At 44.5% G+C, this 12749-nt stretch carries 10 protein-coding genes; 7 read left to right on the plus strand and 3 right to left on the minus strand.

From position 1 onward, the window contains the following. Positions 1-51: 51 nt before the first annotated feature. Positions 52-750 (minus strand): arginyltransferase, encoded by a 699-nt coding sequence (locus tag VIA_RS12540; RefSeq protein WP_004413380.1) that lies wholly within the window; start codon positions 748-750, stop codon positions 52-54. Then, positions 740-1468 carry a leucyl/phenylalanyl-tRNA--protein transferase gene (aat, locus tag VIA_RS12545; RefSeq protein ID WP_004413381.1) on the minus strand — a complete coding sequence of 243 codons (729 nt, stop codon included), beginning with the start codon at positions 1466-1468 and terminating at the stop codon, positions 740-742. The genes VIA_RS12540 and aat overlap by 11 nt, the downstream gene beginning before the upstream one ends. A gap of 20 nt (positions 1469-1488) precedes the next feature. Here aat and VIA_RS12550 point away from each other — a divergent pair, with 20 nt between their 5' ends. Both VIA_RS12550 and aroA read left to right on the plus strand, forming a co-directional pair. Continuing rightward, positions 1489-1944 carry an outer membrane lipoprotein gene (locus tag VIA_RS12550; protein WP_004413382.1) on the plus strand — a complete coding sequence of 152 codons (456 nt, stop codon included), beginning with the start codon at positions 1489-1491 and terminating at the stop codon, positions 1942-1944. A 146-nt stretch (positions 1945-2090) separates the two neighbouring features. Next, positions 2091-3371 (plus strand): 3-phosphoshikimate 1-carboxyvinyltransferase, encoded by a 1281-nt coding sequence (gene aroA, locus VIA_RS12555; protein ID WP_004413383.1) that lies wholly within the window; start codon positions 2091-2093, stop codon positions 3369-3371. A gap of 201 nt (positions 3372-3572) precedes the next feature. Here aroA and VIA_RS12560 read toward each other — a convergent pair whose 3' ends face one another. Further along, positions 3573-3821 carry a YciN family protein gene (locus VIA_RS12560; RefSeq protein ID WP_004413384.1) on the minus strand — a complete coding sequence of 83 codons (249 nt, stop codon included), beginning with the start codon at positions 3819-3821 and terminating at the stop codon, positions 3573-3575. A gap of 409 nt (positions 3822-4230) precedes the next feature. On the opposite strand from VIA_RS12560, the gene topA reads away from it, so the two are divergent. From topA to VIA_RS12585, 5 genes are all read left to right on the plus strand, one after another. After that, positions 4231-6867 carry a type I DNA topoisomerase gene (topA, locus tag VIA_RS12565; RefSeq protein ID WP_004413385.1) on the plus strand — a complete coding sequence of 879 codons (2637 nt, stop codon included), beginning with the start codon at positions 4231-4233 and terminating at the stop codon, positions 6865-6867. A 195-nt stretch (positions 6868-7062) separates the two neighbouring features. Further along, on the plus strand, positions 7063-8757 hold the full coding sequence (locus VIA_RS12570; RefSeq protein ID WP_004413386.1) for a GGDEF domain-containing protein: 1695 nt from the start codon (positions 7063-7065) through the stop codon (positions 8755-8757). 364 nt (positions 8758-9121) lie between these two features. Next, entirely contained in the window at positions 9122-10339 is a 1218-nt protein-coding gene (gene glgC, locus VIA_RS12575; protein WP_004413387.1) for a glucose-1-phosphate adenylyltransferase, read from the plus strand. Then, positions 10329-11789, plus strand: a complete 1461-nt coding sequence (gene glgA / locus VIA_RS12580; protein WP_004413388.1) for a glycogen synthase GlgA — start codon at positions 10329-10331, stop codon at positions 11787-11789. Before glgC ends, glgA begins: the two co-directional genes overlap by 11 nt. 151 nt (positions 11790-11940) lie before the next feature. Beyond that, positions 11941-12744, plus strand: a complete 804-nt coding sequence (locus VIA_RS12585) for an alpha/beta fold hydrolase (RefSeq protein ID WP_004413389.1) — start codon at positions 11941-11943, stop codon at positions 12742-12744. Positions 12745-12749: the final 5 nt, after the last annotated feature.

The following is a 12749-nucleotide window of genomic DNA, read 5'->3' on the forward strand; positions in this document are numbered from 1 at the left end:
ACCGGGGGAATTATGCCGATAAAAATGAATTAAGTGAAGTTGGGGCGTATTCTACCCTTGCCAACGCTGATTTACTAGCCTTTGATGACGCTGAAAGCGGACTTTATAGTTCATCGCAGGGCATTCATCGATTTGATAGCCCAAATAAAGCCACTGTTTACCTTGTTGCTGGCAATATTCTAACTGGAATAACACGCCTAACGTACCAAGTGATAGCTCGTAATCCGGGTCAAAAAAGGTATAAAAGGCACTCGCACTATTAGACAAAATATCAGTGACTGCGATCGCGACTAGCTTATCTTGGTCATAGATGTGTAGGTACTGAGTATTTAGCCAAGCGCAGGTAGAAAACGAGGCAAATTCCTTTTTCTTGGGGGGATACATAGAGCCATTTTGATGACGAGCTTCAATGTAGCGCGCATAAAGTTCAAACCAATTCTCATCCATCTCTGACTTAAGCAGCCAATGATAGTTTTTAGCTTTGTTATACAGACGCTTCTGACTTTTTGACTGCGTAAAATCGGGCACCGACACACGTAATGCCTCACAAGACTGGCATTGATCACAATGGGGTTTGTATATGGTGTCCCCACTGCGGCGAAACCCATTGGCAAGCAGCACTTCATAGCTTGAGCCACAATGCATCCCAGGGTCGAGTGCCACAGCTACTCTTTCCTGTCTGTCGGTTAAATAACTGCAAGGGTGACAATCAGTTAAGCCGATACGAATTTGTTGTAGATCAGAACTCATTCTGCTCCTCTGAGGTTTGGGTTAACCATTGTTTGGTAAAACAGCTCGGATGTAATGGTTGATTCTTAAAGGATAGCAGTCTTTGTATGAAATCTTCACGTTCAAGCTCCTTTGCTCCTAAAGAGGCTAGGTGAGGATTCATCACTTGGCAATCAATGAGTTGCCCGTCATGCTTTTGAAAATGCTCGCAAAAGTACCACAAAGCAATCTTTGACGCGTTGGCTTCGAGACTAAACATCGACTCACCACAAAAGAGTTGGCCGATTGAAATGCCATACAAACCACCAACAAGAGTATTGTTACTCCAAACTTCAACAGAATGGCAATGACCTTGTTTAGCGAGCGCTTTATATGAAACGCGCATTTCTTCATTGAGCCAAGTCTCTTCAGCGGCTCTGGTCGAAGCGCAGTAGTCAATAACAGCATCAGTCGCCTGATTGATACTCACTCGGTATTGCTGTTTTCTTTGAAACTTTTTGAGACTTCTTGACGGTTTGAATGTCTTAGGATTAAAAGTTGCTCTCGGGGAAGGGCTCCACCACAAAATTGGTTCGCCGGGCCCATACCAAGGAAATATACCATTTTGGTACGCAAGCAGCAGTCGCTCAGGACTTAAGTCTCCACCAACCGCTAATAAGCCGTTTGGATCGACAAGCGCATCGAACGGAGAAGGAAACCATATTTCGTCGGGGTCGAGTTCAGTGAGATACAATGCCATTAAAATGTAGGAGACAAAAAATGAAGAAATTATTGTGGATCATATTGGTTTTTCCTCTTATTGCCAATGCAGCGTACCAAAGAAATACGGCTAGACCAGTGAATCAGGTGCTGTTTGGCAGTGTCGATACGGTTCGTTACATTACTCAGCAAGATATTGTGAAATCACAAGGCAGTGGCTGGGAAACGCTATTGGGTGCTGTCGTTGGCGGTGTCATCGGCAATCAGTTTGGCGGAGGAACGGGTAAAGAGGTTGCAACGGCGGTTGGCGCGGTTGCTGGGGCAGGTGTCGCGAGAAATCATGCGAATCAAGAGTATCGCATTGAATATAAAGTGGTCGAGATCTTGATTAAGACTGAGGACGGCAAGTTGATTGATGTTATCCAGGATGTCGATACGAACATGTTATTTGAACGTGGCGATAAGGTTCGTATTCTCTATTTTGATGATGGAGTGCGGGTTGATAAAGAGTATTAATGCGCTGCAGAGCTGACCACATAATTATTCAGTTTTTATCATGCTTTTGGTCTGGTTTTAACGAAGCTTTTTAGATAGGCTGCAAGTACGAAGAATTTTCATCGTCTCGTTTAGGAAGATGAGGTGAGCAAGGAATAACGATTTTAATGGAAAGCCTTACGTTACAACCTATCAATAAAGTCAATGGTGAGGTCAACTTACCAGGTTCAAAAAGTGTCTCAAACCGAGCGCTGCTGCTTGCGGCTTTGGCAAGTGGTACGACACGCTTAACTAACCTTTTAGACAGTGACGACATTCGTCACATGCTAAACGCTCTCACTAAGTTGGGCGTAAATTACTCGTTGTCTGAAGATAAAACGGTCTGTGAAGTCGAAGGCTTAGGTAAGCCATTTGATGCTCCAGAAGCTCTTGAACTCTTTTTAGGTAACGCAGGAACAGCAATGCGTCCACTTGCTGCTGCATTGTGTCTTGGCCAAGGTGAGTATGTACTTACGGGTGAGCCACGTATGAAAGAGCGTCCAATCGGCCACTTAGTTGATGCACTTCGTCAAGCTGGCGCAGAAGTTGAGTATCTAGAAAGCGATAACTACCCACCACTTAAGATCTACGGAACAGGTCTAAAAGGCGGTAGTGTTGAAATTGATGGCTCGATCTCTAGCCAATTTCTAACTGCGTTTTTGATGTCAGCACCTTTGGCGCAAGATGATGTCACTATCAACATTGTCGGTGAACTTGTTTCTAAGCCATACATCGATATTACGTTGCATATTATGGCGCAATTTGGTGTTGAAGTAGAAAATAACGATTACCAAGAGTTTGTGATCCGTAAAGGCCAGACGTATGTGGCTCCAGGTGATTTCTTGGTAGAAGGTGATGCGTCATCTGCGTCATACTTCTTGGCTGCTGCAGCCATTAAAGGCGGAGAAATCAAAGTTACGGGTATTGGTAAAAACAGTATTCAAGGCGACATTCAGTTTGCAGATGCACTAGAGAAAATGGGCGCAGAAATTGAGTGGGGCGACGACTATGTGATCTCTCGCGTCGGTGAACTCAAAGCGGTGGATTTAGACTTCAACCATATACCAGATGCAGCGATGACGATTGCGACTACTGCCCTTTTTGCCAAAGGCACGACAGCAATTCGCAACGTCTACAACTGGCGAGTGAAAGAGACTGATCGATTAGCCGCAATGGCTACTGAGCTACGTAAAGTTGGCGCTGAAGTGGAAGAGGGTGAAGACTACATCGTGGTTACACCGCCAGCGAAACTCACGCATGCAGCGATTGATACCTATGATGACCACCGTATGGCGATGTGTTTCTCACTCGTTGCGTTAAGTGATACACCTGTCACGATTAATGACCCTAAGTGTACCTCTAAGACCTTCCCAGATTACTTCGATAAGTTAGAAGGTTTGAGCTCGTAACAGGCTGAGAGAGTCAAAGAGCGCAATATACCGTCATTCCATAGAGTGACGAAGGAGCGAGTAGGGAATCTATGTTCGTTTTCTACTTGCTTCAAGAGAGCCTCAACTCACGCGTTCCTCGCTCTCGAGGGTGACGTATTAAGTCATTGAAAACCAAAAAGGGTTGGCATACTGTGCCAACCCTTTATCTTTTCGTCCTAGTTAGTTTTCTAAGCTAAACTCTTTCGATAAGTGGTGTGCTAGGTATTTGAACATATTGAACACAGCGGTAGTCTTAGGTGTCGGCAGTCCATTGTCATCTAGGAAATAGTTGCCTTTAAATACCAAAACCCCCTCTTTTTCTTCGACGCTGTCTGTACGCATACCTTCAATGTAGTCGTCATGGTCTTGGATGATATGGTTAGCAATCATTAACAGTTCTGATTGTGAAATGACTTTTTTGTCGCTCATGGAAAATACCTTTGTAAACTAGCTTCTATGGTAAGAAGTGATGACAAAATTGTAGAGATATCAAAAGAAATTTCAAATGCGATAGATCAAGTCAAGAAGCACTGGTAAATCGCAAGCAGTAAAGTTGTTTTGTGACTGGTGGCAAAAAAAGTCGTCTTGGGTTGGCATCAATAATCTTATGGCGTTTAGTATGTGACGCTTTCCAGACCTCTCGATTTTGTTCAAGTAAACCATTAGCGTGAGAAAGGCGATAACTATTTGCCGACATCGTTGATTTGTCGAGCAGTCACGATAGAAATTTGAAAAAGATATTGATCTTCTTGTAATCTCGCTCAATAGTAAAAAAGAAGCAAAGTATTAAGTATGTTGTGCGATAATTCGCATTCAATAAAGGACACTTGAGTCAATTATGGGTAAGTCACTGGTTATTGTGGAGTCGCCGGCCAAAGCGAAGACCATCAATAAGTATTTAGGTAAGGACTTTATTGTTAAGTCCAGTGTAGGTCACGTACGTGATCTGCCGACTGCTGGCCAAAGCACTGGTCAGAAGGCAACTGCGGTTTCGACCAAGGGCTTAAGCGCTGAAGAAAAAGCACGAATTAAAAAAGAAAAAGATCGTAAGTCGCTGATCAAGAAAATGGGTATCGACCCATATCATGGTTGGGAAGCGAATTACCAAGTATTGCCAGGTAAAGAAAAAGTTGTTGCAGAACTGCAAAAGCTAGCAAAAGACGCTGATAGCGTTTACCTCGCAACCGATTTGGATCGCGAGGGAGAGGCCATCGCTTGGCACCTTCGTGAGATCATCGGTGGCGATGAAGAGCGATACAAACGCGTTGTATTCAACGAAATTACTAAAAATGCAATCCAGCAGGCGTTCGAGAAACCGGGCGAGTTGAGCATGGATGGCGTTAACGCACAGCAAGCACGTCGTTTTATGGACCGTGTTGTAGGCTTTATGGTGTCACCTCTTCTTTGGAAGAAAGTGGCGCGTGGCTTGTCTGCTGGTCGCGTACAATCGGTAGCGGTGAAGTTACTGGTTGAGCGTGAGCGTGAAATCAAAGCCTTTATCCCTGAAGAGTTCTGGGATATCCACGCTGATACTAAGACGCAAGACAAAACGGACTTCCGCCTGCAAGTGTCGCAGAAAGAAGGCGTGGCATTTAAGCCGGTAAACGAAGCAGAAACCAAGTCAGCACTTGCTGTGCTTGAAAATGCTCGCTACGAAGTGTGTAAGCGTGAAGACCGACCAACGTCGAGTAAACCTTCTGCTCCGTTTATTACATCTACGCTACAGCAAGCCGCGAGTACTCGCTTAGGTTACGGCGTTAAGAAAACCATGATGCTGGCTCAGCGTTTGTATGAAGCGGGCTACATTACTTATATGCGTACCGACTCAACTAACTTGAGCTCTGAAGCGGTAGAAACGGTTCGTGGTTTTATCGGCGAACAGTATGGTGATGCATACCTTCCAGCTAAACCAAATGTCTACGGTAGCAAAGAAGGTGCACAAGAAGCGCACGAAGCGATTCGTCCTTCAGATGTGGCAGTCAAAGCGGATGACCTAAAAGGTATGGAAGCGGACGCGCATAAGCTCTACTCACTGATTTGGAATCAATTTGTGTCATGTCAGATGACACCAGCAAAATATGATTCAACCACGGTCAGTGTTAAAGCTGCAGAGTACACGCTGAAAGCCAAAGGTCGCATTCTTAAGTTTGATGGTTGGACGCGCGTTCAACGACCTCTAGGTAAAAACGAAGATCAAATCCTGCCAGCCGTGCAAGTGGGTGACACGATTGACCTTGTTAACCTTGATCCTAAACAGCACTTTACTAAGCCGCCTGCACGCTTTACTGAAGCAGCGCTGGTTAAAGAGCTTGAAAAGCGTGGTATCGGCCGTCCTTCGACTTATGCGTCAATCATTTCAACGATTCAAGATCGTGGTTATGTGAAAGTAGAACAGCGTCGTTTCTATGCTGAGAAAATGGGTGAAATCGTTACTGATCGTCTAGATGGTAGCTTTGATGATCTCATGAACTACGAGTTCACTTCTCGCATGGAAGAAAAGCTTGACCAAATCGCTGAAGGTGAAGCGAATTGGAAAGGTGTACTAGACGACTTCTTCACCGACTTCACTGGTGACTTAGTGAAAGCTGAGCTAGATGAAGACGATGGTGGTATGAAGCCTAACCATATTGTTTACACAGACATTGAGTGTCCTACGTGTTCACGCCCTATGGGTATTCGTACGGCTTCGACAGGTGTTTTCCTTGGTTGTTCAGGTTACGCATTGCCGCCAAAAGAGCGTTGTAAAACAACCATCAACCTTGGTGACGAAGATGGCATCATCAACGTTCTTGAGGAAGATGTCGAAACCGCTGCACTTCGTGCTAAGAAGCGTTGCCCGATCTGTGAAACAGCAATGGACGCTTACCTAATCGATGAAAAGCGTAAAATGCATGTTTGTGGTAATAACCCGAACTGTGATGGCTACATTGTTGAGCACGGTGAATTTAAGGTCAAAGGCTATGATGGCCCAGTTGTCGAATGTGACAAGTGTGGCAGCGACATGGAGCTTAAGAATGGCCGCTTTGGTAAGTATATGGACTGTACCAGCCAAGAGTGTAAGAACACGCGTAAGATCCTCAAAAATGGCGAAGTAGCGCCACCAAAAGAAGATCCTGTGCACTTACCTGAATTGCCATGTGAAAACTCAGAGGCATACTTTGTTCTGCGTGATGGTGCGTCAGGCTTGTTCTTAGCGGCGAGTACTTTCCCTAAATCGCGTGAAACTCGAGCGCCTCTAGTGGAAGAGTTGGTTCGATTTAAAGACCGTATCTCACCGAAGTTCCATTATCTAACTGAAGCGCCAGAGAAAGATCCAGATGGTCTGCCTATGGTCGTTCGCTTTAGCCGTAAATCTAAAGAGAATTACGTGCGTTCAGAAGTGGATGGTAAGCCTTCAGGCTACACAGCGCTTTACGTTGATGGAAAATGGGAAATTACCGATAAACGTAAGAAACCTGCTAAATCGAAGAAATAGAGCAGGAAATCTCAAATAAAAAGCAGCCAATATGGCTGCTTTTTTTATGTGCCGAATGATCATCGGTTTTCATACAAATGGGATCTAGTATCAGTAATCGTATTTTTATTAGAGCTAATGTAAAGATAATCACTATCAGCTTTGACAATGGGTTGTGTAGATTCTATTGATCTAGGTGAACTATGGAAGGGCGTCATGACTCAGAGACTGAAGCTACTGTTGTTGATAGTGATGAGCAGCGCGACATTTGTCGCTGCGGCATACACTGTTTCTAAGCAAGTGATCGATGAAATCGTTACAGATTTGCTATGGAAATATGCTCAGGTCTCTGCTCGCTATGATGCTGAAACGCTTTTACGACCAATAATAAAAGAAGTTGAATTAGTAAAGCATCTATCTACTCACCCCAACATCACCTCGTGGGGTTTTCATAGTGATGATGATGTCTATCGTTCTGTGGCAGAAGATACGCTGGAGCAGTTTCGTTGGCAGCTTAAATCGAAAAACTTTTTTATCGCCCTTGATCAAAATCTCGCTTATCACTTCAATGATGTAAAAACAGTTCGCAGTGAGACCTTCTTTCGTCATTATCTCGATCCTTCAGCGGTGTACGATACTTGGTATTTTGAACAAAAAGAGAGCCTAACCGACTTATCAGTCAATATCGCCACGGATGCTCACCTTAGTTTGACGCGCGTTTGGATCAATCAAAGTATCATCAAAAATGGTCAGTTCTTGGGGATTGTTGGGACTGGGATTGAGGTTTCTTCACTCTTTCAGCAATTGACCAATCATCATTCTTCAGCGTTGCGGACAATATTTGTCGATGCAAGGCGTCGGATTCAGCTCTCTTTTGATGGGGGAGAGGTTGGGTATCCACTCAGAGACTCGAGCAATGTTAAGCCCCGTTTAAGTGACGTCATTTCTAATGCCCAAGAGTATCAAGCACTCGAAACCTTAATGAAAAGACAACGCATGGGTCAAGAGTCAGAAATACTAATGGTGCAGCAAGGAATGGGTAGAGCCGTCGTTGCGATTCATTACATTGAGGAGTTGGGTTGGTATGAGCTCACTTTTGTCAGTATTGATGAAATGGTCCCTAGCTGGTTATCAAGTTATCTCTATTTTCCATTGGTGCTGCTGACGGGGCTATTTGCTCTACTGGCTTATGTCTATTTGGTAAAACACTGGATAGCACCTACAGAGTATCGTGAGCAGCGACTTGCTTTTCTCGCCAGAGTGCAACCTTCTCAACAAGATTATCAATCTAATCCTTTTGATAAATACCTAGATAAACTCGAAAAAGAGTTGCGCCAAAACCGAAATGGTGTCGATAGTATGGTGGCATCACGCACTAAAGCGTTGGATAAGCTTACGGTGTTTGATGTTGTGACGCAGCTATACAATAAGCGGGGTTTAGAGCGAGAGCTGAGGCTTGAGTTGTCTCGCGCTAACCGTGAGCACTATCAGTTTGGATTAATTTGGATAGATGCTGGGATTTCAAAAGCGATTAAGGGTGACAGTACTAGCGAGGCATACAGCCTTTCACTTCAGATGGTGGCAGATGCCCTACAACAGGCGATCCGTGAGTATGATATTGCTGCGCGCTGGGCAGATGACGAGTTTTTGTTACTGATTCGAAGCGGACAATGCGAAACGCTGCAACAAGTGGCGACCCGCATTCAAGAATATGTGGATGAACACCCAATGATTCCGGAAACGGATATTCGTTATGCAGGTGATTTGGCGATAGGGGGGACGCTGATTAACCCCGATATGTCTTTGCAGCAAGCGCTCGCGTTAACGGACAGTTCTTTGTACATCGCAAAATCTCAGCAAGAAGGGGCTATTTATATCCACACTCACACCTTAGAAAAGAAATCCGCGTAACTTCGTTCGTCTTTTATAAAACTGTCGCGCCTCACGTTGCGAGCAAAGTCACGCTAATGTAGGTGATATGTTAAGGCTGTGTTTCTTTGAACAGGGATAGTGTGAGCTGTCTCAGGACGATAAAAAGTAATAAGTGTGAGCTTACTAGTACAGCATATTTTAAATTGTAATCTTCTTGAAATACGATAAGTTATAATAAACCGTTTGCACAAAGGGGCGAGCTGGCTTACCTCGTCCAGTAATGTTTGTGATGTCGCTAGAGCTGCGTATTACGCCTGCATGGAGCGGCGCGAATACTAGGAATTTTGACGGATTCCCCAATACCTGATCCGTCACATATAAAAAATAAAATGGAGAGAAATACATGGCTGGAGTTTTGGGAATGATCCTTGCTGGTGGAGAAGGCTCACGCCTACGTCCACTAACGGAGTCTCGTAGTAAACCCTCGGTACCTTTTGGCGGTAGCTATCGCCTGATTGATTTTGCTTTGAATAACTTCGTTAACGCGGATTTAATGCGTATTTACGTATTGACTCAATTCAAGTCTCAATCACTGTTCCATCACATGAAAAAGGGTTGGAACATCAACGGAATCACAGACCGATTCATCGACCCAATCCCTGCCCAAATGCGTACAGGTAAACGCTGGTACGAAGGTACTGCGGACGCAATTTACCAAAACCTGCGCTTTATGGAGTTATCTGAACCAGAACAAGTTTGTATCTTTGGTTCTGACCACATCTACAAAATGGATATCAAGCAGATGCTGGATTTCCATAGTGAAAAAGCAGCGTCACTAACAGTCTCGGCGCTACGTATGCCATTGTCTGAAGCCTCTCAGTTTGGCGTGATTGAAGTAGACGCAGAAGGTCGAATGGTTGGGTTTGAAGAGAAACCAGCTAACCCTAAATCTATTCCAGGTGACCCAGAGCATGCACTTGTTTCAATGGGGAACTACGTTTTTGAAGCGCAGACTCTGTTTGCAGAACTTATCGAAGATGCCGACGACCCAGATTCTACACACGACTTCGGCAAAGATATCATCCCGAAGATGTTCCCACGTGGAGATGTCTTTGTGTATGACTTCAGTACTAACCGTATTACCGGTGAAAAAGAAGAAGTCTACTGGCGCGATGTCGGTACTATCGATGCTTACTGGCAAGCGCACATGGACTTGCTTGAGAAAGACGCGCCATTCTCGCTCTATAACCGTAAATGGCCTCTACACACTTATTATCCGCCACTACCTCCGGCAACGTTTACCGACTCAGATAATGGTCGAGTACAGATCATTGATAGCTTAGTGTGTAATGGCAGTTATGTGCGTGGTTCACGTATCGAAAAGTCAGTGCTAGGTTTCCGCAGTAATATCGCATCAGCATGTGACATCAGTGAAAGCATTCTGCTTGGTGACGTGAAGGTCGGTGAAGGCTGTGTATTGCGCCGTGTAATCGTAGACAAAAATGCCGATATTGCCCCAGGTACACAGATTGGTGTTAACCTAACGGAAGACAAAAAACATTACCACGTTTCGGACGACGGTATCGTAGTTATTCCTAAAGGAGCTAGAGTTGGCTACTAAGAATTTATCTATTCTCTTTGTAGCATCGGAAGTTGAAGGTTTAATCAAAAGTGGTGGCTTGGCTGATGTAGCCAAGGCACTGCCTGAAGCGCTTCATACTCTCCAACAAGATGTTCGTATTACATTGCCTGCTTACCAAAAGATTGCAGGCTTAAACAAAGCAGTGACGTTATTAGAAACACGTTTAGAGTATTGGCCTCATACAGAGTATGCGGTTAAACAGCTTGAGGTCGCAGGCGTGCTTGTGTATGCCATTGATTGCCCTAAATATTACGACCGACCAGAGATGTACGCTGAGAATAACCAAGCGTATGCTGACAATGGCGAACGCTTTGCCTTTTTTAGCGCCGCCTGTCTCGATATGTTACCTAAATTAGGTTTTAAGCCTGATATTGTTCACGCTAATGACTGGCATACTGGTTTTGTACCTTATCTGCTAACGCATCGTTACGGTAATGATGCGTTCTTTTCTGCGACGAAGAGTGTCCTCTCAATTCATAACGCGGTATTCAAAGGTGTCTTTAGTTATGACGAGTTACAGGTACTTCCTGAGATGCATACTCGTTACGCGCCAGATGCTGCTGTTAGTCCTACTCATGTCACCATGCTGCGTGCTGGTGTGCTTAACGCAGATAAGGTTAACGCCGTTAGTCCGACCTATGCTCAAGAGCTGAAAACAGAGTTAGGTAGTCACGGTATGGCTGCTGAGTTTCAGCAACGAGCTGACGATCTTGTCGGCATACTCAACGGTTGTGACTATTCGGCATGGAACCCGCAAACAGATTCCTTGTTACCTGCTAACTATAAAGCCAATCGCCAGAGTATGGTGCGTGGTAAGAAGGCATGTAAGAAAGAACTGCAGCAACGTGTCGGTTTACAGACCGAAGATGTCGCGGTCTATGGCATGGTCTGTCGTCTGACGAATCAAAAAGGTATTCACTACTTGTTACCTATTCTTTCAGATTTTCTGAAGCATGATGTTCAAGTTGTGATTGTTGGTACCGGAGACCCAGTCTTAGCTTCTCAGCTCAAAGACATTGCAGCCAAACACAGTGATAAGTTTGCTTTTGTCGAAGCGTACAGTAATGAACTTGCGCATCTCGTTGAAGCAGGCGCTGACTTCTTTATTATGCCGTCAGAATTTGAGCCATGTGGCTTAAATCAAATCTACAGCATGGCCTACGGCACTTTGCCGATTGTGCGTGGAGTAGGTGGTTTACGTGACAGCGTGAATGATTACGATGCTGACCCGCAAAACGCGACCGGCTTTATCTTTGACCAGCCAGAGCCTTATGCATTGCTAAACGTCCTGCAAAGGTCATTGCTTCTCTATGCTCAGCAACCGAATGAGGTTAAACGAGTGCAGTTATACGCCATGGAGCAAAACTTCTGCTGGAACAAGGCCGCAGATGAGTATTTGGAGCTTTATCACTCTGCTCTTAATTGTTAATAAAAAAGGCGCATAACAGCGCCTTTTTTTGTCTCTTTTTGCAGCTTATTTGCACAAACTTGAACAAGAAATGATGTGTTCAGACTTCATTCCTTCTATGTTTATGATACTCTCCTAACCAATCTAAATTCAGAGCACAATTCAATTCACTATGAGCGAGTCTTTACTGTTTCACAAAACCTTTGCGCACCCTACCAGTGATGAGTGGGTGGTATTTGTGCATGGTGCTGGGGGCAGTTCATCGATTTGGTTTAAGCAAATAAAGGCGTATAAGCAGCACTTTAACTTGCTGCTGATTGACCTGCGTGGACATGGTAAATCGAATCAACTACTCAAAGAATTGATTGCCAATCGTTACACGTTCAAAGCAGTAACCATTGATATTCTTAAGGTGCTCGACCACTTAAAAATCCGCTCTGCTCACTTTGTTGGAATGTCGCTTGGTACCATCATTGTTCGCAATGTTGCTGAGCTTTCGGCGGAACGTGTTAAGTCGATGGTGCTAGGTGGCGCTGTAACTCGCTTGAATACCCGCTCGCAGGTGTTGGTAAGGTTGGGCAACATGTGTAAGCACATTGTCCCTTATATGTGGTTATACAGCCTATTTGCTTATATCGTTATGCCACAGCGAGCTCAGAAAGAGTCTCGTCACCTGTTTATTCGGGAAGCAAAGAAGCTGTGCCAGAAAGAGTTTAAGCGTTGGTTTATTCTCACCGCTGAAGTCAATCCATTAATGCGTTACTTCAAAGATAGAGAGTTATCAATACCAACGCTCTACTTAATGGGTGATAGGGACTACATGTTCATTCAGCCTGTCAAAGAAATGGTTGCCGCACACAGTGACAGTCAGTTACGTGAGATTGAAAACTGCGGTCACGTGTGTAACGTTGAACGCCCCGATGAGTTTAATCAACACTCGATTGCTTTCATTAAAGAGCAAATCGACACTAAATAATTAGG

The sequence above is a fragment of the Vibrio orientalis CIP 102891 = ATCC 33934 genome (assembly GCF_000176235.1).
GTDB classification, from domain to species: Bacteria; Pseudomonadota; Gammaproteobacteria; order Enterobacterales; family Vibrionaceae; genus Vibrio; species Vibrio orientalis.